Source organism: uncultured Roseovarius sp. (genome assembly GCF_947489715.1).
Lineage (GTDB): Bacteria > Pseudomonadota > Alphaproteobacteria > Rhodobacterales > Rhodobacteraceae > Roseovarius.
Window position 1 is genome coordinate 1 of record NZ_CANLER010000017.1, and the last position, 23,126, is coordinate 23,126.

The 23,126-nt window shown below is 49.6% G+C and carries 23 protein-coding genes and 4 pseudogenes; 16 read left to right on the top strand and 11 right to left on the bottom strand.

Features of this window, described 5'->3' with window-relative positions:
• Nucleotides 1-154 precede the first annotated feature (154 nt).
• Entirely contained in the window at nucleotides 155-1,141 is a 987-nt protein-coding gene (locus Q1B27_RS23620; protein WP_299852332.1) for a PA14 domain-containing protein, read from the bottom strand.
• A gap of 386 nt (nucleotides 1,142-1,527) precedes the next feature.
• Between Q1B27_RS23620 and Q1B27_RS23625 the strand changes: the two are divergent.
• A pseudogene (locus Q1B27_RS23625) lies at nucleotides 1,528-1,923 on the top strand (integrase core domain-containing protein); the annotation flags it as partial.
• 262 nt (nucleotides 1,924-2,185) lie between these two features.
• On the opposite strand, the gene Q1B27_RS23630 reads toward Q1B27_RS23625, so the two are convergent.
• Nucleotides 2,186-2,611 (bottom strand): hypothetical protein, encoded by a 426-nt coding sequence (locus tag Q1B27_RS23630; RefSeq protein WP_299852335.1) that lies wholly within the window; start codon nucleotides 2,609-2,611, stop codon nucleotides 2,186-2,188.
• A 310-nt stretch (nucleotides 2,612-2,921) separates the two neighbouring features.
• A complete protein-coding gene (locus Q1B27_RS23635; protein ID WP_299852338.1) occupies nucleotides 2,922-3,401 on the bottom strand; it encodes an integrase core domain-containing protein in 480 nt (159 codons plus the stop codon).
• Nucleotides 3,402-3,430: 29 nt separating this feature from the next.
• Here Q1B27_RS23635 and Q1B27_RS23640 point away from each other — a divergent pair.
• Nucleotides 3,431-4,016 (top strand): annotated as a pseudogene (locus Q1B27_RS23640) (integrase core domain-containing protein).
• A 572-nt stretch (nucleotides 4,017-4,588) separates the two neighbouring features.
• Here Q1B27_RS23640 and Q1B27_RS23645 read toward each other — a convergent pair.
• Both Q1B27_RS23645 and Q1B27_RS23650 read right to left on the bottom strand, forming a co-directional pair.
• On the bottom strand, nucleotides 4,589-4,960 hold the full coding sequence (locus tag Q1B27_RS23645) for a hypothetical protein (RefSeq protein ID WP_299852340.1): 372 nt from the start codon (nucleotides 4,958-4,960) through the stop codon (nucleotides 4,589-4,591).
• A gap of 233 nt (nucleotides 4,961-5,193) precedes the next feature.
• A pseudogene (locus Q1B27_RS23650) lies at nucleotides 5,194-5,319 on the bottom strand (integrase core domain-containing protein); the annotation flags it as partial.
• Between the two features lie 2 nt (nucleotides 5,320-5,321).
• Between Q1B27_RS23650 and Q1B27_RS23655 the strand changes: the two are divergent.
• Nucleotides 5,322-6,110 (top strand): annotated as a pseudogene (locus Q1B27_RS23655) (integrase core domain-containing protein); the annotation flags it as partial.
• Nucleotides 6,111-6,220: 110 nt separating this feature from the next.
• Here Q1B27_RS23655 and Q1B27_RS23660 read toward each other — a convergent pair.
• Complete coding sequence (locus tag Q1B27_RS23660) at nucleotides 6,221-6,418, bottom strand: hypothetical protein (RefSeq protein WP_299852343.1); 198 nt, start codon at nucleotides 6,416-6,418, stop codon at nucleotides 6,221-6,223.
• Between the two features lie 833 nt (nucleotides 6,419-7,251).
• On the opposite strand from Q1B27_RS23660, the gene Q1B27_RS23665 reads away from it, so the two are divergent.
• Both Q1B27_RS23665 and Q1B27_RS23670 read left to right on the top strand, forming a co-directional pair.
• Nucleotides 7,252-7,437 carry a hypothetical protein gene (locus Q1B27_RS23665; RefSeq protein ID WP_299852346.1) on the top strand — a complete coding sequence of 62 codons (186 nt, stop codon included), beginning with the start codon at nucleotides 7,252-7,254 and terminating at the stop codon, nucleotides 7,435-7,437.
• 1,525 nt (nucleotides 7,438-8,962) lie between these two features.
• Nucleotides 8,963-9,412, top strand: a complete 450-nt coding sequence (locus Q1B27_RS23670) for a hypothetical protein (RefSeq protein WP_299852349.1) — start codon at nucleotides 8,963-8,965, stop codon at nucleotides 9,410-9,412.
• A 560-nt stretch (nucleotides 9,413-9,972) separates the two neighbouring features.
• Here Q1B27_RS23670 and Q1B27_RS23675 read toward each other — a convergent pair.
• Nucleotides 9,973-10,203: a helix-turn-helix transcriptional regulator gene (locus tag Q1B27_RS23675; protein WP_299852352.1), complete on the bottom strand. Its 231-nt coding sequence runs from the start codon at nucleotides 10,201-10,203 to the stop codon at nucleotides 9,973-9,975.
• 101 nt (nucleotides 10,204-10,304) lie between these two features.
• On the opposite strand from Q1B27_RS23675, the gene Q1B27_RS23680 reads away from it, so the two are divergent.
• From Q1B27_RS23680 to Q1B27_RS23695, 4 genes are all read left to right on the top strand, one after another.
• Entirely contained in the window at nucleotides 10,305-10,517 is a 213-nt protein-coding gene (locus Q1B27_RS23680) for a hypothetical protein (RefSeq protein ID WP_299852355.1), read from the top strand.
• Nucleotides 10,501-11,040, top strand: a complete 540-nt coding sequence (locus Q1B27_RS23685) for a hypothetical protein (protein WP_299852358.1) — start codon at nucleotides 10,501-10,503, stop codon at nucleotides 11,038-11,040. Before Q1B27_RS23680 ends, Q1B27_RS23685 begins: the two co-directional genes overlap by 17 nt.
• Before the next feature lie 775 nt (nucleotides 11,041-11,815).
• On the top strand, nucleotides 11,816-11,995 hold the full coding sequence (locus Q1B27_RS23690; protein WP_299852361.1) for a hypothetical protein: 180 nt from the start codon (nucleotides 11,816-11,818) through the stop codon (nucleotides 11,993-11,995).
• 1,430 nt (nucleotides 11,996-13,425) lie between these two features.
• Nucleotides 13,426-13,614 (top strand): hypothetical protein, encoded by a 189-nt coding sequence (locus Q1B27_RS23695; RefSeq protein WP_299852364.1) that lies wholly within the window; start codon nucleotides 13,426-13,428, stop codon nucleotides 13,612-13,614.
• Between the two features lie 795 nt (nucleotides 13,615-14,409).
• Here the strand turns inward: Q1B27_RS23695 and Q1B27_RS23700 are convergent.
• Nucleotides 14,410-14,685 carry a hypothetical protein gene (locus Q1B27_RS23700; RefSeq protein WP_299852367.1) on the bottom strand — a complete coding sequence of 92 codons (276 nt, stop codon included), beginning with the start codon at nucleotides 14,683-14,685 and terminating at the stop codon, nucleotides 14,410-14,412.
• 347 nt (nucleotides 14,686-15,032) lie between these two features.
• Between Q1B27_RS23700 and Q1B27_RS23705 the strand changes: the two genes are divergently transcribed.
• On the top strand, nucleotides 15,033-15,389 hold the full coding sequence (locus tag Q1B27_RS23705; protein ID WP_299852370.1) for a hypothetical protein: 357 nt from the start codon (nucleotides 15,033-15,035) through the stop codon (nucleotides 15,387-15,389).
• Between the two features lie 424 nt (nucleotides 15,390-15,813).
• On the opposite strand, the gene Q1B27_RS23710 is transcribed toward Q1B27_RS23705, so the two are convergent.
• Nucleotides 15,814-16,191, bottom strand: a complete 378-nt coding sequence (locus Q1B27_RS23710; RefSeq protein WP_299852373.1) for a helix-turn-helix transcriptional regulator — start codon at nucleotides 16,189-16,191, stop codon at nucleotides 15,814-15,816.
• A 659-nt stretch (nucleotides 16,192-16,850) separates the two neighbouring features.
• Between Q1B27_RS23710 and Q1B27_RS23715 the strand changes: the two genes are divergently transcribed.
• Nucleotides 16,851-17,066, top strand: coding sequence for a hypothetical protein (locus Q1B27_RS23715; protein WP_299852376.1), 216 nt, complete (start codon nucleotides 16,851-16,853; stop codon nucleotides 17,064-17,066).
• A 414-nt stretch (nucleotides 17,067-17,480) separates the two neighbouring features.
• On the opposite strand, the gene Q1B27_RS23720 is transcribed toward Q1B27_RS23715, so the two are convergent.
• A complete protein-coding gene (locus Q1B27_RS23720; protein ID WP_299852379.1) occupies nucleotides 17,481-17,816 on the bottom strand; it encodes an H-NS histone family protein in 336 nt (111 codons plus the stop codon).
• A gap of 217 nt (nucleotides 17,817-18,033) precedes the next feature.
• Between Q1B27_RS23720 and Q1B27_RS23725 the strand changes: the two genes are divergently transcribed.
• A complete protein-coding gene (locus Q1B27_RS23725; RefSeq protein ID WP_299852382.1) occupies nucleotides 18,034-18,696 on the top strand; it encodes a hypothetical protein in 663 nt (220 codons plus the stop codon).
• A 930-nt stretch (nucleotides 18,697-19,626) separates the two neighbouring features.
• On the opposite strand, the gene Q1B27_RS23730 is transcribed toward Q1B27_RS23725, so the two are convergent.
• Nucleotides 19,627-20,367 carry an N-formylglutamate amidohydrolase gene (locus Q1B27_RS23730; RefSeq protein WP_299852385.1) on the bottom strand — a complete coding sequence of 247 codons (741 nt, stop codon included), beginning with the start codon at nucleotides 20,365-20,367 and terminating at the stop codon, nucleotides 19,627-19,629.
• A 191-nt stretch (nucleotides 20,368-20,558) separates the two neighbouring features.
• Between Q1B27_RS23730 and pyk the strand changes: the two genes are divergently transcribed.
• From pyk to rplT, 4 genes are all read left to right on the top strand, one after another.
• Nucleotides 20,559-22,010, top strand: coding sequence for a pyruvate kinase (gene pyk, locus Q1B27_RS23735; RefSeq protein WP_299852388.1), 1,452 nt, complete (start codon nucleotides 20,559-20,561; stop codon nucleotides 22,008-22,010).
• Between the two features lie 39 nt (nucleotides 22,011-22,049).
• On the top strand, nucleotides 22,050-22,274 hold the full coding sequence (locus tag Q1B27_RS23740; RefSeq protein WP_299852391.1) for a hypothetical protein: 225 nt from the start codon (nucleotides 22,050-22,052) through the stop codon (nucleotides 22,272-22,274).
• Between the two features lie 135 nt (nucleotides 22,275-22,409).
• A complete protein-coding gene (rpmI, locus tag Q1B27_RS23745) occupies nucleotides 22,410-22,610 on the top strand; it encodes a 50S ribosomal protein L35 (RefSeq protein ID WP_080454996.1) in 201 nt (66 codons plus the stop codon).
• A 14-nt stretch (nucleotides 22,611-22,624) separates the two neighbouring features.
• Nucleotides 22,625-22,990 carry a 50S ribosomal protein L20 gene (gene rplT / locus Q1B27_RS23750; RefSeq protein ID WP_299852400.1) on the top strand — a complete coding sequence of 122 codons (366 nt, stop codon included), beginning with the start codon at nucleotides 22,625-22,627 and terminating at the stop codon, nucleotides 22,988-22,990.
• Nucleotides 22,991-23,126 lie beyond the last annotated feature (136 nt).

Here is a 23,126-nt window from a genome sequence, read left to right on the forward strand (position 1 = left end):
ATTTCGCCCTTGTACCAGGTGCCGGGATCGAACCAGTCCCCATTGCTGATGGCAATGTGAGTCGCCTCGGAACGGGGAACAAGATCAAGCAACTGGCCATGTTCCGTCGCTTTTTGTGCGTCGTCCATATGCGCCGAGTGATCAGCTTCTGCCTTTACAGCGGCGACATAGGCTTCGACTTCACTTGGGTCAGGCTGGAGCCGGTGATCGTTTCGCGTGCGCCGCCGGAATCAGGGCCCGACCATTCTAACCTCAGCGTCTGACTGCCCCTATTTTCGATATAAAAAATTTCTATCGAATGTGAACCCGAATTCAACTCGATTTCACTGAAGCCTGACCGTAGCCCATCAAGACTGGGGTCATCGTTGCTGACAACAAGATTGCCGTCGACATATACAGCCGCACCATCGTCGGTAGTCAGGAATATTTCATAGGTTCCTGCTGTCACAACATTTAAGTTGCCACTGTAGCGCGCTGCGAACTTGTTAATTGCACCGTCTTCCCAGAACGCCTCGCGAGAGCGGTAGATATCCAAGCTATCAATCGACCCTTCCGCAACCGGTTCTTGATCGAAGTCTGCTTCCGAGAGAGTGTCAATCAAATCTGGAAGAAGATGGTATTCAACTTTGAGACCCAAGAGTTCTTTGTTTCCTTGGGAAAAACTTCCTCCGCTTATTATCTTGCGCGTGTTTCCTGAATCAGGGCCCGACCATTCTAACCTCAGCGTCTGACTGCCCCTATTTTCGATATAAAAAATTTCTATCGAATGTGAACCCGAATTCAACTCGATTTCACTGAAGCCTGACCGTAGCCCATCAAGACTGGGGTCATCGTTGCTGACAACAAGTTTGCCGTCGACATATACAGACGCACCATCGTCGGTAGTCAGGAATATTTCATAGGTTCCTGCTGTCACAACATTTAAGTTGCCACTGTAGCGCGCTGCGAACTTGTTAATTGCACCGTCTTCCCAGAACGCCTCGCGAGAGCGGTAGATATCCAAGCTATCAATCGACCCTTCCGCAACCGGTTCTTGATCGAAGTCTGCTTCCGAGAGAGTGTCAATCAAATCTGGAAGAAGATGGTATTCAACTTTGAGACCGACAGGCCCCCTTATACTGGATTGTTCATTGGTGGCCATGGACACCACTCCTATTGTAGTTGCTCGATTAGTCTTCTCTACTCTCACGCGCTCGATCTGCTGGGGATCATGGCAAAGCAACATAGGGTCAGATCTGTTGAGGTCCGGTTAAGAATTCGGAACAAATTCTTCTGAAAATTGAGGTAATAATTGAGGAAATTGCAGGTATACTTTTGAGCTTATGAAATCATATGCAGATCGTGTCTGACGTCAGCGCTCATTAGGCCTACCAGGGCGATTTGATATCTCAAGTTAGTCCGCTGGGGCTTGTTCTATCTGTAGTAAACCACTCCGGGTTTTCAAAGGAGCCAAATCAAGGAAGGATTGGAGCCACGGAAAAGGACAGCGGATGTGACCAGCATACCGGATCAAGCAATGCAAGCTGCGACCAGTTCACCGTTCTGCACAAGCCACGGCTGCTCAGCAAAATTAGTACCAGCTATATCTCTAGCGAGCTGGCAGAATGGCTAGAAGACCAGAAAATGGATCATGTCCGCGGCGCACCATATCATCCGCAAACCCAAGGCGAGATTGAGCGAGGACACCAGACCCTGAAGAACCGCATCTTGCTGGAGAACTATTATCTGCCCGGAGCGCTCGAACAGGCCATCGGCGACTTCATCGATCACCAAAACCACAACCGATACCACGAGAGTATCGGCAATCTGACACTCGCCGATGTCTACTTCGGTCGGGCCGAAACCATCCTCAGACGCAGAAAGGAGATCAAAAACCAGACAATCCAGAAACGACGCTTGCTGCATCAACAGAAAGCGGCATAGATTGAAACCACAGCAAGCCTGATCCTCCTGAACCAATCAATCGCTTGTGTTCCAAATCATTCGATGACGGACACATGAAACTCCAAAAGCTCAGATCGCCCTTGAGCCCAGAAACTCTGGTGACGGACACCCCGTTGACGCTGAAGCCAGATAGCTTAAAGCCGCCATAATCGGCACAGGTGATAACTAAGTAAACCTCGGTCAAACCCTTAAGAACAGGTTTCCGGAGCTGAGAAGTTCGTAGTGATTGAGGCAATTGTGACTACAAAAGTGTCTCCTTAACCAGAAAATCATAAATGGTAGAATATGGCAGGTTCAAAGCCGCCAAAGCCTCATGTTCCTTTTCATAGAGTTCCACCTTGATGCCGTTATCAAGCTCTGCAAGTTTTTGATACATGTGACTCAACCCAAAAATGTAGTCGTTCGGGCAGAATATAACGGTTTTTGTTTTGACACTTTGATACGTGGATTGCGAGTTTACATTCCTTAAAAGGCCTCGCATTTCGTGAAAACTCACATCGAAATCGATCATCTCTGATGTATCGATCAATTCGGAGCGACCGGGCATATAATGATCACCCTGCGTATAAGCATGAAACACATCAATAAACTCATTTACGGAAATGCGGCCTTGCCATTTGGCGTACAATACATCTCGCTTAAGGCATGTTTTGAAAAAAATAGTCATGTTTTAAGCTCTCTTGCAAAAATCAGTCCGGGGTATCACGCCACTGCACAAGCAGTTACTGCTGATAGTAACACAATGACCCTACACCACTATTTCCATGGACTATATGAAAGTCAAAATCCGCTTCAGTCATATGAGAATGTTTAATCCAAGTGAGGCCAATCAGATGCGTACTGAAGTGGTTCCACCTTTTCGAACAGTTTTCAGCGTTTCCAAAGTGTATCGTGTTTAGGTTTCATGCTGCGTTTCGTGGCTCTTGGGTAACCTAGTTTGATTGGTCTTGTTCGATTGTTAATGCATGGCAGGTTGTCTAGCCCCCTGTTTCCGTACCACTGATTTGAGGTTTCTCTAATAAGGTTTCAGGTACTGGTGGGCGCATGTTCAATGCGTGATGAGGTCTGACCCGGTTGTATTGCCTGAGCCACATATTGATGGCGACCTGGGCCTGTTTCGTGCTGTGGAACCACTCGGCATTCAGCACTTCTCGTCTTAAGGTTCCGTTGAATCGCTCGTTGTATCCGTTCTCCCACGGGCTGCCTGGATAGATTTGCATCGGTCGGATGCCGACCTTCTTCAACCAATCCTGCAGATGCGCCGCAATGAACTCTGGTCCGTTGTCGGACCTTATGAACTCGGGTTTGCCATGTTTCATCAACAGCGGATGTAGCACGTCCAGAACATCGTTTGCATTCATCTTGGGCCGAACTGCTACGCACAGAGCCTCACGAGTGTATTCGTCTAGCACCGTCAGCATTTTGTAGGGTCGACCATTGCTCAGCTTGTCATGCACAAAGTCGATCGCCCAAACGTGGTTGGGATGTGTTGGCCTCAAAGCCCGAAGAGATCATCTCGAAGTTACGACTGGTTGAAGTTCTGATGGGGCAAGGCATGCCGCTTCTGGACGCGATCAAACAGATCGGCGTTGTTGAACAAATCTATAACCGCTGGTGCAAGCAGTATGGCGGAATGGGCGTAGGTCAATTGAAGGAATTGAAGCGTCTTTAGAAGGAGAACGAAAGGCTGAGGCGAACTGTGTCGGAATTGACAATGGATAAGCTGATCTTGGCGGAAGCTGCAAAGGGAAACTACTGAGCCCCGCTTGTCCCCGGGCCTGCATCGATCATGTGCGATGCCAGTTCAAAGTAACCGAACGCAGAGCCTGCCAGGTGCTGGGGCGGGCTGTAAGAGACTAGATCGCGGCCGTCGGTTCGTAGACAGCTTACATCGAGCCACGAAGCCTTGGGAAAACGGATTCGGCGAAAGTTTCAATGGCCGGCTCCGGGACGGATTGTTCGATGGCGAGATCTTCTACACTCTGCGTTAAGCACAGATCATCATCATAAAATATCGCCCACCAGCGCCGGAAACCATCATCCCAATGGAACCCAGGCCGATCATGCACTAACAATCACAATGGACCAGTCAGATGAGGCTGCTCACTTCGATCAATTTTCAGCCTTCTTGACCCTCTCTCTCTGCACCTGAGACGCGGAACCGATCTTCAAGAAATATCCAAAGTGTGACAGACCGATGGTTCTAATATTGCGGGTGATTGCCCAGAGCCATACTAACAGCATGCTCGCGCACTTGGAGAGAATGCTTGTTCATCGCCTTGTTTATGACGTTCCAATTTGTTCAATATATGAGGCCTCCGTCAAACTTCACGCAGTTCTAATTATTGGCCAAAAAATAATGGGTTGATTTGAAGTTCTTTGGATTTCTAAGTGAAGTACGGGGCGATTGAAACACTGTCAAATTATTTTTACCATCGTATAAATAAATTGAATGATTATTCACCTTTATCACAGATGCCTGCAAATGGCGCAGGACATCGCCCACTAAACTTATCAACTGACTACTAAGAAAAAATTTCCCGAAGGCTTCAGGGCCTTCGGGGTTTTCATTTCAATCGTTTCGGTAAAAAACGATTCATTTGACCGACTGAAATGAGCAAGGTGATGATGAGAAATCATCGCTTTATTTTAAGAAGTCGAACTCATCAACGCCCATAATTGCATTCTCAAATAATGTTTTTTTGAATTCAGTACGAACCCTATTATTTGGACACTTGAGCATTTTACTAGGTTTCAAACGAATAATGCCAATATCAATTATTTTATCGAATTCATATTTGGCCTTTTTGTGTGGTACAAAATAAACTTTACCATCAGATGATAAAAAATATTCGCCCGAGTTTTCAAACAATGCGTTTTGCAAACTAGAGGCCGATCCAAAATTGTGATGTACATTGAGCTTCTTTTCGACTTCAAATTGGACAGGAACTGCTGAAACTCGTCCGGGGCCAGTATTTACTCTCTTTGAGTAGATGATTGGAAAGCCCAATGGCATTATAGATTTCTCCTTATTGGGTAGGGCAAAATAATGGCCGTAGTGATACCAAATTGGAGCCAACAATTACCCGGGACAGCTTACTGATTTAATTTAGAGAGCTTTTATTTCCGTTAAGGTAGGGCACTTGACCCAACCCCCTGAACCGGGCCGATCAGGTGTAGAATCCGTTCCTGTTTCTTTCTGTTGATTTTGTTGCGGTCAAAGCCTGGTGAGCGGAACCATTGCGTAGCTCAAGCGAAGCAGGCCGAGTAGGCACGGTTGAGATTGGCGTAGACGGGCGGAGCCAATCCACCAAGCGATGTGTGTGATCGTTGTGTGTTGTAGTCGATCCTCCAGTATTCGATGATCTGACGCGCCTCGTCGCCGTACTTGCATCGATCATGTTCGCAGTTAGTTCAAAATCTCGGAACGTCGAGCCTGCCGCGTGCTGGGAGAACACCGATCCACGCAAAGGCGTATTCCAGGGGGCAGACCGGATGAAGAACAACTGGTGACAGACATGATCGAGCTGGCCAGGAAAGGGCAGCTTTGGCTGAATCCTCTCGGGACATTGCTGCGCAATGCCCTGCCGGGCAGTGGATGGCTCATGTGTTCGGCTCAGGCCGGAACATCGCAATTATGTCTGGAGCTACGACTTCGGGCATTGCCGCACCGATGACGGAGAGGCATTCCGGATGCTGAACATCATAGATGATGACAGTCGTGAATGATGAGCCGTGTCGCGCCATTGGTCCGAGAGACAATGGCGAATGCGATCAGGGTGAAGCGGAAGCTAGATTCCATCGATGTCATCGATGCTCCTACGGATTTGTTCATTCTGCGAGGCACACCCTCCTACATCCTTTCAGATAACGGCTCTTAGTTCGTTGCGCAGGCTGCCAAAGACCGGATTGCGGCCGTTGGTTCGCGAACTGCCTATATCGAACTAGGAAGCCCTTGGGAGAACGGATATTGCGAAAGCTTCAACGGCCGCATAAGGGATGAGTTAATAAACGGGGCAATCTTTTACTCGCTCAGAGAAGCGCAGATCATCATCGAAGAATGGAGGAAACACTACAACACCAAACGACCGCACAGTGCACTGGGTTATCGCCCACCGGCACCAGAAACCATCATCCCAATGGAATCCAGGCCGATCACGCACTAACCATCAAAGTGGACCCATCAAATAGCGCTGCTCACTACTGGCAATGCTGGAACTAGAATGACAACCAATAACCTTGTGAGATAATTATTGATGTGGAACACACGCGACGCTCAGTGATGTCTTTGCGAGAGTTTCGGAGCCTCTGGTTTTTGCGCTGCCCCACTCAATCGCTTAATCTGATTTTGCAGGTCTTCGTTCAGTGCCGCCCTTGCGTCCCTTAACAAGTCGTCGGCATTTGGAAAATTCTGCTGCTTTGAAAAGTTTTCAATGTCGTTCAGCAAGTCAGCACAAAGCTTATAAATTGTCATATTTTGCATTCCCCAATTGAAATTGTGGCGTGTGAGTTTTTGCCGACAAGAACAACCTCTGGGAGAAATTTGTTAACAATTAGTAAAAACTGACCTTTCTTGCTGGTAACCTATCCGAATGCTCAGTGAATGTGATCGAATTCAGACGAAAGAGCAGTTATCTCTCCACCCGGAATAGTCGAGTTGGACTTCAATAATTCCAATAGATTTTCGACTATTTCGTCAAAAGCATCTGCAGTGTTGTAGAACCCTCGTTCACGTGCTTCCTTTGCGGCATGAATGGTTCTTAATAGAAGCTCGTTAGTAACCATGAGTGCGCTCCTGAATTGATACTTTGATAGACTGCTTATTGATTCAAGTTCTTAATAAAATGCTAAGGATTTCTTAGGGTTGATAAACTAAGCGTTATCTCGCCTAAATGGGATAAGTCTGCTGAAAAGTTCACCAGAACGGGCGCGTAGATTCAGCTTTGCATCCTACGAATGAAAATCCCTCAAGGTCAATCATGAGAATGCCAAGGAGACTTTCCATGCTGTTCTCGAGGTTGATACCTATCACCGTTTTTTCGCAGTGTATGACGTCAGCGCCAAGCAGCTAGTTTAGAGTGATTTAATAGAGAGAGTTGTGGCTGTTCAGCACCTATTTCGAATGGAGCCAGATATTAGAAGTGTTGGAACACAATTTGGAGAACATGCTGCAACCTTCCTTAAGTTAGAATCTTCGAATACCGGGCCACCAATAGATACTATCTTTAAGTCTGGAAGCTAAATTGCATTCACTCTTTGTTAACCAACTATGTTTCTCTTTGGATAAAAAGATTGGGGACAGTTGGAATGGCAAACTACGAGTGGATAATACACGTTATCGATGATCTAGAAAGTTTCTCCGAAAACGAGAACTTGGAAAATTTGCGACAATGGCTCAAGCAGGCGCGCACGGCGGTCAAATTGGATATACAATCTTTAGATGGCTTAGTTTCAATTTCGCAAGAGCCTAATAGAAGCGAAAAGGCTCGTTGAAGGAAGATGCGAGATAAGGTTACGATTCCAACTGAAAGGAGTAGATCAAAAGCTTAGGCGGAATACTCGTTTGACAAAGAACTATTGCGACTAATTGGGTCTGGGAAACGCGTAGAAATGGTTCGCAATGCCCCCAGTGTTTCCAGCGTCCAAAAGTTCTTCTGACGCCTTTGATCGCGTCTGGCTTAACAGATAATGAACATGATCAAGCCCGTTTGAAGCCGCATAAATCTCCAAATCTTTCAGGACGTCAACTAGCCATCTGTGATCTTTCAGCATGCTCTTTTCTCACCAGTAGCGAAAGCTATTTAATTCGATTAACAAATCGGTAGCACAATCCAAAGGGGAATCTTAATTACGTCGCGTCGGCGTCACTCATCTGGCGACTCCGAAAAGAGATAGCAAAACCGCAGTTCGCCCAGTGTTGGTCTGTCTTTTGCCAGTGCTTTCCCAATCATGAAGGCGAATGCTGGGAGACCGCAGCTTGAAAATATCTTGGTTCCCACAAGTCTTTAATTCAGTTCGATTGTTTCTCAATTCTTAACATCATTTTTGTTATCTGCGATTTTCTAGGTTGTGCGACTCCGGTAGCGAAGGAATTGGCCTTGGCTGGAAAATGTCTTGCCCACGCGCTCGCTGGCTATTGGCCCTAAACACAATTGAAGCAAATAGTTCTAACCTTCTACCGTGAGATGGCAGAAAGGCGTCTACGATTGCCAACGTCACGAGGCCTAGTATTCCGCAGCAAATGTATGCCGCGATTGCTAAAAGAAGAGGCCAATCGGTAAATACAAGAATAACGGCAAGTAGTGACGACCACGATACCGCGGTGAATATGATTCCAACCATTGTTTTTCCCACTGAAGCTCACATTTGCAACCATAGCGTGAAATATTTTGGTTAATTGAGAATTAATGCCATTAAAAAAACGTCACTATTCTCTTTCAGATTAAAGGGGTCTGACGTCAGCGCCAATGGGGCAATTTAGGGTAATTTGATAAGAGAGGGTTTCTGGCACATCGTAACCACCAAGGAGTGGAGCATTCGTCTTGGTCAAAGTCGAATTTCGGTCCATAGACGATTGTCTCTGAGCAGGGCGTTTGCCGCCACGAGCAGCTTGCGCATGATGGTTGTGAGAGCGATCTTTTTCTGTTTGCCTTATCTTAGCGGCTGATCGTATTTTTTCTTAGAGCTGGTTTAAAACGCGTCCGTCGTCAGGGATATTGGTACAGATGGCGGCTTGTAGCAGTTGAATTAGATGGTAATTGGGCGGATTCAGCCTTTCAACCTACACGGATATTTCTCGTGCTGGTTCACAGACAGGCGACAACCGTTAATAGTCACAATCCAGGGAGATTAACTAGCTAATCCAATTGATAACCTTGCACCCATAATGATTGGTTAACCTCGATGGAATGCTCGGCCCTTAAAAAAAGCCGGACGTAAGTTAGATATTTAGTCAGCAATCAGCCCTTTTAACCTATTTTCAAGCTAAGTATGGGAGGCTTCTCCGTCGGAGATAGAAATGAAATTTTCCATGGGCAACAGCAATCTCATACGGCTGTTGGTGGTCGCTCTAATTCCTGCATTGCCGGTCGCAATCGTGAGTATCTACAGCAACCTCTACGAAGATCCATATCTGCTACCGCTTGAGCCCACCAAAATAAATCGCGCTGCTGTCAGAGAAGGGAGGGTAGAAGAGGACCTTGCTACTATTGAAGTAAATGTGGGCTGGGGGAGCGATTGGACCGGCTCGATGACCCAAGTAAGGCTGCGCGAACTGGTTGCTGCCGTTCTGGAACATCGGACTGAATTCTACCGTTTTAAATTCGAGGATCAGCCGGGAGAACAAGTTAACATCACTTTTGTAGTTGGTCCCAACAGTTATGGTCCTTTTCCACCAGATCAGATGATTTCAGGTATCAAATCTGCGCTCATTGCATTGAGAATGACGAACGGGCCAGAGTTTTATTGACGGCGCTCGTCCTCGATTATTCAGCACTACCCTTGGCTGGCAGCTACGCCCCCGGTTGTCCAGAAACTGAATGCCTTGGGCTTCTAGGGCGAACTTCCATGCAATTTAGTCGATTTTGGGCATCATGGGAAAGTCGATAACATCGGCAGTTGTTTACTTCTTTGTCACTCATTTCTTCAACCTCATCCCATGACCTCCACCGTTGTCAGAGATACGGGAATCCCCGAATAGCTAAGGAAGTAGTGCGGCTTTACAAAGTGGTATCAACTCAAAAATGGTTTTCAATTATGCCCAAGATTAAGAAATCCCGAATTACACATTTGAACACGTTCACCGGCAATTTACCTACAAGGCCTGTAGAGAATGAAGGTGGGAACGAGAGTTCACTTGATTGCCCCGAGACGTTGGAAGAATTTGAAAACACAATTCTGGAGCTGTTTTCCCCTGCTCAAAATAAGAGCATGAGGCTTAATTGAGTTCCTGAGCGAACATCGGTGAATGTGTAAACAACGTCCCGTCAAGACCAGCGCACATCACGTCCCCTAAGTTTCTGTTTTAGCTCATTTATTCAAAGCGACACCCGGCCCAGCCGCCATTTCGCCATTATCTAGAAACTGAATGCCTTGGGCTTCTAAGGCTTTGCGGATCGCTTCGGCGCTAGCGTGCTGCATGCCGCCCCTCTCAGTTTCGAAACGGCTGATTGTGGTGAAAGACACGCCAGCCTTTTCTGCTAATTCACGCGTTCCAATTCGCAGGGCATTTCTTGCCATTCTTAACTGCGCCGGGGTCATTCGGATGCCTCGTATGTATTTTTGCATACAGGATACTGATATAGTGCTAACCCTGTAGCTATATTTAACACACTGTAAGCAGAATAGCAACGAGATTAGCAATGACCTATACCATCGACCGTTCAGAAATCTTTTCCTTCGCCTGGACCCTTGCCCGCAAGCAGCTTTGGTCAAACCGTCTGCCTGCGTCTGAACTCCGCAACCTGTTCCCCGATGCCCTGCGCCGTGCATGGGCTGAGATGAAACGCCGAGCTGTGATTGCCGCCGAGCGCGCCGCGTTGGTGCTTCACCCCGTCAGTGAATATCGCTGCTGAAATCGAAACCCTGGATAACCGCTCTTATCTGAGCCACGAGGGTATCACCCACCTGTCTGCCCTGCGCAGTGCCTATCACGCTTCCAGCACCCGTGAGGCCGAGGAAAAAGCCAAGGCGGAAATGGAAGCCAAGCGCCGGATGATTGCCGCTGCCAAGGGACAGTTTGTTTCGGTCACCTTCGCCAAGAAAGATGGCAGCGAACGTGTCATGTGCGTGCAGCCCGCCAAGCTCAAGTTCCACCTCAAGGGCAAGACAGCTTCAGAGAGCGCCCGTAAGGCCGCACTGACACATGCCAAGCGTCACCCCCACACCTCATGTCAGGTCTGGGATGCTGACAAGGCCGCGGCGCAGTCTGTGAACCTCATGACCATTTCGCGGATTTCTGTCTCATCTCCACTCCTTGGTGGTTACGATGTGCCAGAAACCCTCTCTTATCAAATCGACCTAAACTGTCCCATTGGCGCTGAAGTTAGACAGTCGCGGTATCTGACGGGGACGGTGGGGGCGCAGCAAGATGAGTGAAGACAGAGAATTCGGCATGCTTCAGATTACTTTTTCCTAAGCAAGCAACATAATCACGGCAGGATAATGCCGAGTTTACCAACGGTGAGCTAGGCTTAAGAAATCCTTAGCATTTTGTTAAGAACTTGCTTCAATAAGCGGCCTACTAAAATATCAAAACAGGCTTATTATAATGGTTACCAACGAGCTCTTAATAAGGACCATTCATGCCGCAAGGGAAGCGCGTGAACGAGGTTTCTACAACACCGCAGATGCGTTCGATGAAATAGTCGAGAATCTATTGGATTTGCTTAAGCCCAGCTCGACCATTTCGAGCGAGTTGGCAACAATAGAACTGTCTAAATTAGATCACATACACTGAGCAAATGGATAGGTTCTCAACTAGATAGGTCGGGTTTTACTATTTTTTAGGGATTTCTCCCACTGGTTGTTTCAGCGGTGCGCACTCACACGCCACAATTTCAATTGGGGAATGCAAAATATTACAATTTACAAGCGTTGTGCTGATTAGCTGAACGACATTGAGAGCTTTTCAAAACAGCAGAACGCCCCAAATGCCGAGGCACTGATACGGAAAGCAAGAACGGCACTTAACGAAGACCTATGTAACCTATTTGAACAACTAAGTAGCGCATAGAAGCAGATAAATGATGATGCTAAGAGCTGATCGAACCAAAGCAAGGGGCGCGCTTTAGATAATTAACCAATTTTAAACAACTTATAGATGAATTAAAGCTTCGTACAGCACGATATTGAATTTCTGCGGAGACCGAAGATGCCGAAAGAAACCACGACACCAGATTCCCTTCAACCAATTGAAATAATGCCGCTGAAGGTAGTCAGCGGCAAACGCAACAGGCTTCCAACTTTGACAGATGCAGAAGAATGCACAGGTCATAAAGGGATGTGGCTTTCGAAATTGGCCTTGACCATGCGCGATTTGGTTAAGCGTTAAACTTCGCCGAAACATTGCGAAAGCGGGATGTGTGAGAGCAACTGGTGCTTGTTGGGAGCAGCGGTGGGTTTAGCTAGCGACCCTCACACAATGCCCACAGCTAGAGCCAATTGATAAACAAAACGTGCCTAGCTGATAAACGAAGAGTCAGCGGTTTGATTTACCGTTCGCTTTACTACTTCAAGCGATAGCTTTTGGCGTGTGAGCTTGGTGCAAGTATCTCAGGAATTTCGATAAATTAGATGTGGTCCTTACTCAACCGACTCAGTTGTTTGCTCGTACTTTGCACCAAGCTTCTTGGCTGAGTTTTGCGAAGGTAGGCGCGTGAAGCAAGCCGCCAGTCACGACGTGGTTTACCTGCGCTTCATGGCAATCCCAGGCGTTCGGTCGTCGATGATCCGGCACGCTTCACCAGCTCTCGCACTGTCGCCGCGCCCTTCGGACTGACACCGCGATGATATCAATCTGGCGAAATGGAAAACCCCGGTCGCATCTCCAAAGCTAGCGACCGTGATGATGATGCGATCTGTGGCCAGTTCCGAGATCAAAAGTTGGGACCTTCGGCTGATGCGCCGCAAGGGCCGCGGCCGAGCCGTCGTTGCCGTCGCAAGGAAACTGGCCGTCATCATGCATCGCATGTGGGCCGATAAAACCGAGTTCCGTCACTGACCTTTGGAGGCCGCGCTATGATCTGACAGCTCGTGGATGACGCCGAATATGTCTGCTGCGACGATCAAGCGCGAGACGAAGCGGGGCGCCCCTCGTCCATTCCGAAACATGCATGCAGCGGCCTGACCGAACCGGGCCAGTAATGACTGCGAAGAGAAGCGTTACCCGGATGAGAGACAATGATCCCAAACGACGGAAACGAAACTATGAAATGAACTTGACCCAAACGCCCGATTAGAGAAGTTGCCGTTAGCCTGATGTAAGATACAACCACTTAAAGGTTGCCCTCGTCATTTTGGCTGAACCAATTCAAATTTACCGCTGCGAGTTCCGAGCGGAACGTGACTTCTACCAGATCCGGTGTTTGGTAGATGAGTACTTGTTCCGTGGTGAAAATCCTATCGCGTTACGACCGATTGTTAGTTTACACCTGATTGGTTCAATCCAAAGAAATAGAAGTTACCAAAAGCTCGTTACCAACAGAGCAAAGCTGCGCAAAAGTACGATGATAAACATCAAGCCCGAAAGTAGAATGGAAAGCCTGCCTAGCTTTTTCAAAATCGACGGTTGGCGGTTGTCATTTGCAGGAAACAAAGTTGATCCTTATTAGCAGATAGGGAAAAATCCTAACAAGATTCACATAACTTGCGCGAGATAGCGCCGACTTTACCCTACATATTCCAACCTTAAGGAATCATTAGTGTTCTGTTAATAACGTTGACTCATTAAAGCTAAAGTTTTTGACAAACCAGGAGTGAAACATGGATACGAATGAGCTGCTCGTGCGAACCATGAACGCCGCCAACGAGGCCCGCGAAAGAGGTTTCGAGAACACTGCTGAAGCTCTTGCTGAAATCGTAGAGAGTTTACTCGAACTATCGAATTCACCATTTCACTCTGTAGGTGAAAAACGCGCCAATTCACGTCCGGAATTCCAACAGATTCACTGACTGAAATGACGACTTCACATTTGTTACAAGGCACGTTTATCTTTTTTAACGATAATCCCTAAGCTTGTGTCGGTGGTGGATGTCACAGACTAACCATCCTAGGGATGCAATAGTATGACGAGTTACAAAGATGCAAATGTACTATTGAACGACCTCGAAGAAATTACCGACAGTCACGGATTCCCAGAAGCTGAAAACCTTATCGCCAAGGCTAGAATGGCTTTGGAGAAAGACCTGGGTGGCTTGTTCCCATCAGTACGAAAATCACCCAGGTCATTCCAAGTTTACCTGATCCAATAAACTGGCTTGGCGAGCACGCAAAGAATACCCTGTTTTCAACACACTCACGGATCAGTTTACCATTCTTCACATATAAAACTGTTCTCGTCGCATATCGTGCAACCCTACCTGCGATAGCATTGCCAATATGTCGGAGGCGTTTCTCGTGCTGGTTCACATCTCTATGGTGACAGGCGACAACCGTTAAAAGTCAAATCCAATAGAGGTGAACCAGCTAGGCCATTTGTTAACCTCGTGCGCTTAATGATTGGTTAACCACGAGAGGGGGACCAAGCTAATATCCTATAGGTGGCGAACATGGCGAAGTTAGCCAGACTACTGAGTTCCAAATGTATGGGTGTTACGCCCGCTGATCGGTTGCTTGGGAGGAGGCGCAACGCGGAAAAGCGGGCTGAGAAGCAGTAGTAGTAGTGGAAGTGGGGGAGGCCGCTTCTTAGCCTGAATATTAACGAACATGGTTAATTGCAGGTTAATTCGCCGTCCTACTGGTCTTGCTTATCGAGGTACATGAATTTCATTTGCAGTAGCCGTGTCGAGGCAATGCGCGACTTTGCATTGTTCCAAATTCGGCGTATCTCCCACTTGAATAGCGGGGCAATCGCGTGCCTGACCTGCCACAACTGCCAGAGCGCCAATGTCATTTTCTCTCAGGTAGCAAACGCCTATCCATCTATCCTTGTTCTTTTTGCCAGTCAGCCAGAATCGAACAGGCTTGCGCAGTAACAATTTCTGCATCCAAAGCTTGGCCTTCTTTCCACCGCGTTTATTCAACTCGGGTCCGTCAACACCTTCGAGCCGGACAGGAAGGTTGTTGACCTCAATCGTATCTACATCGTGGACGTGCGTTACACGCCCCTCGATCCACTCGCCAGCATCGGCATGACTCGCAATAGCCAGTGAGCCGACAAGAATTAAGAAATAGACTTTAACAATGTTTCTTTTACGAGCTGATTGATCACGCGCAGCACACCAAATGGTGGATTAATAAAGCTCATGGTTGCATTTTCTGCGATTTCGCGAGCGATTCACAGAAATGTATTTTCTGAGGCAATCCATGTATCTAGAATTTAGCTCTGTACAAGAGCCGAGTTTTAATAGTGCCCATAACGCATGCCGAGTTGATCGAGGAATTTGTTGCTGATTTCATCGTATCGAACGAGGACTATTCAGTGAGAGATGCCATTGCGGCAACAGTGAAGAAATTCCCCAATTACATGGCTATAGACGCGGTTTTTGCATTCGTCTCGATGGCCTCTGCACTTGAACAACCAATTTTTAGATACACTGACAATGACAAAAAAATCTCCGCACAACTATACCGTTCGATAGCAATGTTCATTGCAGACATTTATGCAGTTGAAAAGCTAAAGGGTTGGCCCGTCACTTGCGTTCAGGTCAGTGATTTTTGGGCGGAACAGGGGGACACGTTTTTTCTCCCCCCAGACCTCACACAGCTGAATACTAATCTGACTTAAGAGCCACATCAGGGTCTGCCGCCACTTCGCCGTTATCCAGAAACTGAATGCCTTGGGCCTCGAGGACCGCACGCTAATCAGTCACCATCGCGACCGGCTCGAACCCACAAGGGCAAGGTTGTTCCGCATCAATAGGCTCTTGGTGCAATTCCGCTTTTAAGCCGCGCCAAATTAGTTCAGACATTTCTGTGCCTGTTCTTTCGAAAATTTCACGCCGTGCAGCAAAGTGTTCGCAGGGTGTCCTATGCGCATCCTTGGCGGCGATGTCTAGAATCTTCGAGGTCGTTTTGTTGTTTTCGTTTGCAGTCACTTCCTCAATCTCACCCCAAGTCCATCGCCGTTTTCGGGGATGAACTCGAATGCTGGAGTAGCTTAGGGTATTTGTGCTGATGAAGGACCGAACATTAGACCAAGAATTTTTGCATTAATTTAGCTTATCTGGATCCGGCCTGCCTCGCGCCACGACATGCTCAAAGACGTCCACACGTTCTTCGGTGGTTTTCCCGTGATATGCCGCGATTAGTTCAGTAGCATCATCTTCGAATTCGTAGTTCTCTTCCTCAGAATTCAATTTCATCGAGAGAGCTTTCAATCCCTCAAAAAAATATGTCACAGGCACATCAAGAGCGTCAGCCATTTCAAAGAGCTTTGAGGCTTCAATTCTATCTAACCCCAGTTCGTATCGTTTGATTTGAAGAACGGTACACCCGATGACTCGGCCCAGAGACAATTCCGAGACCCCTAAGAGCAGACGACGCAAGTGAATGCGGTTGCCGACATGTGTATCAATAAGCTGACCCATTTGAACCATTGGCTGCGCAGGTGGCGAAAGGTGGAGCTTGCAGTTGCAATTTATAAAGTTGAGAGAACAGTTTGGATATAGGCATTACTACTAAGCCACGTGCCCTCAAATTCATCTTTTGCAAATTCCAAGAATGATTTCCGAATTGCCCTAGTGTTGCCGCGCAACTTTAAGTTACTCCAAGTTGGGTTCAGTCTTGTTCGTGGAGAGTAATTGAAATGCGAATTCATTTAGGTTTGGTGTTCTCGTTGGCGATTGCGGCTGCATCCAGCGGAGCTGAGCAACTAAACTACAGTCCGAGTCTGTGGCAGGCTCCTGAAGGTGCGTTTTCGCAGCAGAGCCGCAACCTAAAAGATAAGCTCGACGGGACCCAGTGGAATGCCGCTTGTTGTAAGGTTTGTAGCAAGGGCAAGGCCAGTGGGAACTCATGCATCAAACGCACGTACACGTGTCACAAGGGTAGAGGTTGTGCCTGTGACGGCTAACTACTTGCAATATGCATGTTAAGACAGACGAGGCGTTTCTCGCACCACAAAAAGCCCCGAAAGCGGATACTAATCTGACTTAAGAGACACACCCGGCCCAGCCGCCACTTCGCCATTATCTAGAAACTGAATGCCTTGGGCTTCTAGGGCTTTACGGATCGCTTCGGCGCTAGCGTGCTGAATGTCGCCCCTCTCAGTTTAGCGCCGGGCATCGGTGTTCTCTATGACGAGGTACACGACAACGCCACACCGGCCAGCAATGCTACGCACGCGCTCATTCACGAGGTCATTGCCAAGGCTGACCGGTTGGCGCGCGACCTTGATGCGCTGGATAGACACATGAAGCGCATTGTCGGCAGCCACCTTCTGGAAACCGCACTTGACCCATAGATCGGACACTCTAGCGGCTTTATTACCGCCTCCTTCGAGGTTTAAGATCCAGTTCGCAGACAGATATTGGTCGAATTAGGTAGCCACGTACATGCTGCTTGGTGTACCCGTCGTCGTCTTTCTTGCGATGACACTTTATTTTTCGCACGCTCGCCGCAAGGACGACTCTAAGTCCTTACGTACACTCAAAACGACTCTGTCCTTAATGTTCGCCGCTTTGACCACTATTGCCGCTGCTCCGTTGATCTATATTTTTCGCAATAATATGCGCACAAGGAAACTGTTGGCGCAGTTAATTCGCAAGGAATAGCCGCTCAAATACCCAAAATGTTGCGCTAAGTACCAAGGTCAGCATTCGGAAAATTGGAGAATTGATTTTCGGAATGGTCGAACGGCAGGTCAGGGCCGAGAACGTTAGATCAATAACTGATCTTCTTTCTTTCCAGACGCTAATGCCTTCTTGAACCACTCGGGCTGACGTCCTTTGCCACTCCATTTCTGCGACTTGTTTTCAGGATTAGCGTATTTCGCTACTGCTTTGGTTTTGCTTGTGGCTTTGGGTGCATTCTTTTTTAGTTTTGCGCTTGCCGCGATTTCGGCAAGGGTAAAGCCATGTGCATTTGCAGCCTTCTCGGCCGCGATGAGCGCTGCTTTGCGCTCTCGCTCAATCAATTTTGCAAGGGCAATGTCTACATCAACGCGAAGCCTTTCGAGCTGCTTTCGTGTCATGGACTTTAAGTCGATTTTCATTTTCGCATTCCTTAAATGGTTGATTTCATAAACCACAGACCATGACGGGAAGAAACTCCCCAGTAGCGCAACCTGAATTTGTGCAAGTTTTGCTTGATGCGATTTTACCTAAGACTGTGAGGTAGCTAATAAGAACACTAAAAGGTTGTTGATTTTTGGGATGGAGATGTGTTTTTGATTGTAGGTTCAAGAGTTTGTGAAGATAGAAGGACTGAAGATGAAGAGAATACTAGCTGTGACAGCTGCACTGTTTTTTTCAATAATCCAACAGAATGAAGCTAAAGCTGCCAGCTTCACATTCTACTTTGACATGCCTGCATTCACCGAAAAGGGCGGTAGCTATGATGCCTTCGCGGGCAAAACATCTGTCTTGGCGCTCGTTTTGGATAACGGTAGTTCCGATCCTTTCGATGAGGTTTTCGCAATGCGAGACCTATTGGGCGCTCAAGTTGTATCGATAGCCGGTTCGAATCTGGTCGGGCAGGCTGCACGGGTCAACGGGTTCAATAACACATTTGATGACCCCAGCCAGGTTTTGGTGACCACAGACAAGTCCGGGAAAGCGGTTCTAAATGTTGTTTCTTCCTCTCGGGGGACTGCACTTTTTTCGTCTGAACCCAACACCAGATACGATGGTTATCAGTTAGCCTTTACGGGCCCCTCGCGCTTCAAGGCTTGCACTTACTCGATAAACATCGGCGGTAAACGCGGCGGATTGTGCGATGGCGGTCAACCATTCATTGCATCCGGTCATCTGGGGGATGCCTTAGTGTTTCCAGCGATAGTTCCGCTGCCCGCATCGCTACCACTGTTATTAGGTGCTTTGAGCTGTGTTGGTTGCTTTGGCAGACGTGCACAGAAGCGTCGGCGGATTACGTAGCTTGCCCGCTGTTGACCTCGTCCGCCGCTATCTACCCATGGCGACCAAGCATGCTGATATAGCCTTTGCGCTCGTCTGCACGCGAGCAAAGCGTTCCTTAGCAAAATGACACAGGCTAAACTCTGGAGTTTTTGGACGAGTTCGAGCGAGCAAACAGAGAACTCTGAGCTTATGACCGCTTTGAGCCCAAAGCGACCGATGCTGTGCAACGTTCAAATGGCCGCTTGCGGATGTTTGTCATCCCAATCACATTGGAGAACAGGAACAATTTATGAAGAGAAACAGCGCTTAAAATGAGAGTTTTGAACTATTGGGGTATAATCTTCATCTTGCTCTGTCTCCTGGCTTACCAGTCCTTGATAGCTTGGGACGTTCGTAATGTCCGCGGTTTCCAGCGTGCCTATGGTCAGTTTGTCAAAGATGCCGCAACTTCAGGGTGTGTAACGAGATTATCTATTATTGAGGCGGCAGAAGCACGAGAATGGGAATTTGAAGACGACCGGCAACCTCCCTTTAGGAGCGGTTCGCCTGAGGTATGGTCCGTCGCTGTACGCGTATTTACTGTACCGCCCTTGAATTTTTCAAAAGAACCCGGCGTCATGTTTTTCTTTGACAAAAAGGACTGCATGATCGGAAAATGGTGACGGATCGCTTGATCGGTGTGCATCTCGAAGCGGTCATTGACATGTTCTACACAGATGACAGCAAAGTCCGCGTTGCAGCCACTCATGCCGTGCGCACCGTTAACCCGGCAAAACACCGAATTTCATACCGATATAATACCGACAAAATACCGACGTTATACCGACATGGGTTTTTCAGCGTTTTCAGCGTGTTAACCCGATTCTCACCGGCTTTCTGGATTTAGGCGGTTTTCACATCACTTTCGGGCCGATCCGAACGGCCCTTCCACGGCGGTGAACCGCAGCCTCAGACCCCGGCTTTTTCGGCCGCCTCGGTCAGCATGGGCGCAAGGCGACCGGCCCAGGCCTCCTGGCTTTCGGGCGTCTCGATCAGATCGTTGCGCAGCTCCAACAGGATATTGGGCCGCTCATAGGCAATCGCATGACGCGCAATCGTGTCGCCTGCCAGATGGCCGCTATAGGGCTCATTGTCACCGACGCACAGGTCGCTCTCCTCCCCCAACCTTGCCAGCAGGGGTTTGGCCAGCCGGTCATCCACGGCATAGAGCAGCCCCACATGCCAGGGCCGTGGCGGACGGCCCACGAACTGCCGCGTAAAGCTATGCACCGAACAGATGATCGTCCCCGGTTGCCGCGTCGCCATCTCTGACAACGCAGTGTGATAGGGCCGGTAGAGCTTGTTCAGACGGCGTTCCAGCTCGGCCTGATCCGCGTGGCGATTACCTTCGATGATCGTGCCATCGTACAGCTTCATCAACAGGGTCGGATCATCCTCGCCCCGGTTCGGATCAATCACCAGACGCGAGAAATTCGAACACAAGACCGGCGCATCCAAAAGCCGCCCCAGCGCCCGCGCCACCCCTGCGGCACCCACGTCATAGGCGATATGACGGGCCATATCCTCCGCCGCCAGCCCCAGCGTGCCGCCGTTGACAAACTCGGGCACGGTGTTGGCTGCGTGGTCACAGGTGACCAGCCACCGGGCGGGACGATCGGCCCCCTCGATCATGAAAGGTTGGTATGTCATCGGGTTGTCTTGTTCCTTCTCCACTCCTCTAGGACAGTTGCCCCGGAATGTGAATTGGGTAATAAGGATCGCAAGATTTGTTAGCGATAACGTCGAAAAGCGGTCACCATCACCGCAGACCCGACAAGCGTGTTGACAAGACAGGAAACTTCGCCCGACGCTTGGGCCCTTAAGAACGGCAGGTCAGACCCATGAGACGTCATCGCAATGTCAAGATCGTGGCCACCCTCGGCCCCGCCTCCGAGGATTACGATACCATCCGCGCCCTGCACGAGGCCGGTGCCGATGTGTTTCGCCTGAACATGAGTCACAGCGACGGCGCCCATGAAGGCATCGTCGAAAAGCATCGGATCATCCGGCAGGTCGAAAAGGACCTGAACAGCCCCATCGCCATTCTGGCTGATCTCCAGGGGCCAAAGCTGCGGGTCGGTGTCTTTGCCAACGAGGAAGAAGAGCTTGAGAACGGCGCGGCTTTCCGGCTGGATCTGGATGAGGCCGATGGCGATCTCACCCGGGTCTGCCTGCCCCATCCCGAGATTTTTGCGGCCCTTGAACCCGGCTCCAGCCTGCTGGTCAATGACGGAAAAATCCGCCTGAAGGTCACCGAATGCGGCAAGGATTTCGCCGATTGCGTGGTTGTCGCGGGCGGCACGATCTCGAACCGGAAGGGGGTGAACGTGCCCGATGTGATGCTGCCGCTGGCAGCCCTAAGCGAGAAGGACCGCGCCGATCTGGAGTTTGTCTGCGAGCTTGGCGTGGACTGGCTGGCCCTCAGTTTCGTGCAGCGGCCCGAGGATGTGAACGAAGCGCGTGCGCTTTGCAAAGGCCGCGCCGCGATCTTGTCCAAGATCGAAAAACCCTCGGCAGTTGAACGGTTTAACGCCATTCTTGCGGCGTCCGACGGGATCATGGTGGCACGGGGCGATCTGGGTGTGGAGCTACCTGTCCAGAACGTGCCGCCGATACAGAAGCGCCTTGTGCGAACCTGTCGGACTGCGGCGAAACCTGTGATCGTTGCCACACAGATGTTGGAATCGATGATCGAAAGCCCGATGCCCACCCGCGCCGAAGTCAGCGACGTGGCCACCGCCATCTACGAAGGCGCAGATGCGATCATGCTGTCAGCGGAATCGGCGGCGGGCAGTTATCCGATCGAGGCGGTGACGACGATGGATAACGTCGCCCGCGAGGTCGAGGACGATCCGACCTACACCCAGATCATCGAAGCCTCGCGCAAGGCGTCCCGGACCACGGTCGCCGATGGCATTGTCGCCGCAGCCCGGGAAATCGCCGAGACCACCGACATCAAGGCGATCTGCTGTTTCACCCAATCCGGCACCACCGCGCTGCTGACCGCGCGTGAACGCCCGCGCGTGCCGATTCTGGCGCTGAGCAGCGAGATGGATACCGCGCGCCGGTTGGGCCTGAGTTGGGGGGTGAACTGCGTGATGACCGAACGTCTGGATCGTTTCAAGATGGCGGTTATCAACGCCGCACGGGCCGCACGCACCCAAGGATATGCCAGTGCCTTAGATCAGATCGTGGTAACGGCGGGCGTGCCCTTCAACGTGCCCGGCACCACCAATATTCTCAGGGTTGCGCCCTGTCAGGAAAGTTTGATTTATTCAACGGATCGCGGGTAAACTCGGTCAGAGAACCTAGTTTTTCTGGGAAAGAGTGACGTGGATCCTGATCTTGCACTGACAATAGGATTGATATTGGCGGTCTTTTCCGTCCCGTCGATCCTGTCTGCTTTCTCAGAGGGACGGGCACCGCGCGTGGCGGCGTTTACCATCATCGCCTCGGGTGCACTGGTTGTCTGGGCGATCAGTCAGAAACCCGGTGGCTATGCGCTGAATGAAATACCGGATGTCTTTGTGCGGGTCATTGCCCGGTTTATTTCCTGACCAAGCCTTCTGTACCGCTCGAATCCCCCTTGCGTAACACGGGGATGGGGCGTATACGGCGCCTCTCACGCGCGCGTCCGGCCAAGTGGCATGCCGAGTCGCGCGTCCGACCGACTGACTAAAGAGGAGCCGGAAATGCCCAAGATGAAGACCAAATCGAGCTGCAAGAAGCGGTTCAAAGTGACGGCCAGTGGCCGCGTGGTGGCCGCACAGGCCGGCAAGCGTCACGGCATGATCAAACGCACCAACAAATTTCTCCGCAACGCGCGTGGCACGACCACGCTGTCAAAGGCTGATGAAGGTATCATCAAGCCAATGATGCCCTACGCTCGCTAAGGAGGATTTGACAGATGGCACGCGTTAAAGGTGGGACAGTTACCCACGCCCGTCACAAGAAAGTCGTCAAAGCCGCCAAAGGCTATTACGGACGTCGCAAGAATACCTTCAAGGTGGCCGCACAGGCCGTCGACAAGGCCAACCAATACGCCACCCGTGACCGCAAGAACCGCAAGCGCAACTTCCGCGCCCTGTGGATCCAGCGGATCAACGCCGCCGTGCGCAGCCATGACGAAGCACTGACGTACTCGCGCTTCATCAACGGTCTGAACCTGGCCGGTGTCGAAGTGGATCGCAAGGTGCTGGCCGATCTGGCCGTGCACGAACCTGCTGCGTTCAGCGCAATCGTCGATCAGGCCAAGGCAGCACTGGCAGCATAAGCCGGTCGCCCGAGGGACAATCAAAGAGCGCCGCTGGTCACCCGACCGGCGGCGTTTTTCTTATGCGCCCTGCTCTTGTTGATTTTTATCCGATGGCGGCTACGCTTTGAGATATCAATTTTTAGCAAATTTCAAA

What these genes read in the sequence shown, in the direction of transcription:
- Q1B27_RS23720 (WP_299852379.1), bottom strand. Translation starts at nt 17,816, where the DNA reads ATGAAAATCGACTTAAAGTCCATGACACGAAAGCAGCTCGAAAGGCTT.
- rpmI (WP_080454996.1), top strand. Translation starts at nt 22,410, where the DNA reads ATGCCCAAGATGAAGACCAAATCGAGCTGCAAGAAGCGGTTCAAAGTG.
- Q1B27_RS23665 (WP_299852346.1), top strand. Translation starts at nt 7,252, where the DNA reads ATGGCAAACTACGAGTGGATAATACACGTTATCGATGATCTAGAAAGT.
- Q1B27_RS23680 (WP_299852355.1), top strand. Translation starts at nt 10,305, where the DNA reads ATGACCTATACCATCGACCGTTCAGAAATCTTTTCCTTCGCCTGGACC.
- Q1B27_RS23730 (WP_299852385.1), bottom strand. Translation starts at nt 20,367, where the DNA reads ATGACATACCAACCTTTCATGATCGAGGGGGCCGATCGTCCCGCCCGG.
- Q1B27_RS23690 (WP_299852361.1), top strand. Translation starts at nt 11,816, where the DNA reads ATGCCGAAAGAAACCACGACACCAGATTCCCTTCAACCAATTGAAATA.
- Q1B27_RS23695 (WP_299852364.1), top strand. Translation starts at nt 13,426, where the DNA reads ATGGATACGAATGAGCTGCTCGTGCGAACCATGAACGCCGCCAACGAG.
- Q1B27_RS23645 (WP_299852340.1), bottom strand. Translation starts at nt 4,960, where the DNA reads ATGCCATTGGGCTTTCCAATCATCTACTCAAAGAGAGTAAATACTGGC.
- pyk (WP_299852388.1), top strand. Translation starts at nt 20,559, where the DNA reads ATGAGACGTCATCGCAATGTCAAGATCGTGGCCACCCTCGGCCCCGCC.
- Q1B27_RS23660 (WP_299852343.1), bottom strand. Translation starts at nt 6,418, where the DNA reads ATGACAATTTATAAGCTTTGTGCTGACTTGCTGAACGACATTGAAAAC.
- Q1B27_RS23620 (WP_299852332.1), bottom strand. Translation starts at nt 1,141, where the DNA reads ATGGCCACCAATGAACAATCCAGTATAAGGGGGCCTGTCGGTCTCAAA.
- rplT (WP_299852400.1), top strand. Translation starts at nt 22,625, where the DNA reads ATGGCACGCGTTAAAGGTGGGACAGTTACCCACGCCCGTCACAAGAAA.
- Q1B27_RS23675 (WP_299852352.1), bottom strand. Translation starts at nt 10,203, where the DNA reads ATGACCCCGGCGCAGTTAAGAATGGCAAGAAATGCCCTGCGAATTGGA.
- Q1B27_RS23670 (WP_299852349.1), top strand. Translation starts at nt 8,963, where the DNA reads ATGAAATTTTCCATGGGCAACAGCAATCTCATACGGCTGTTGGTGGTC.
- Q1B27_RS23725 (WP_299852382.1), top strand. Translation starts at nt 18,034, where the DNA reads ATGAAGAGAATACTAGCTGTGACAGCTGCACTGTTTTTTTCAATAATC.
- Q1B27_RS23630 (WP_299852335.1), bottom strand. Translation starts at nt 2,611, where the DNA reads ATGACTATTTTTTTCAAAACATGCCTTAAGCGAGATGTATTGTACGCC.
- Q1B27_RS23710 (WP_299852373.1), bottom strand. Translation starts at nt 16,191, where the DNA reads ATGGGTCAGCTTATTGATACACATGTCGGCAACCGCATTCACTTGCGT.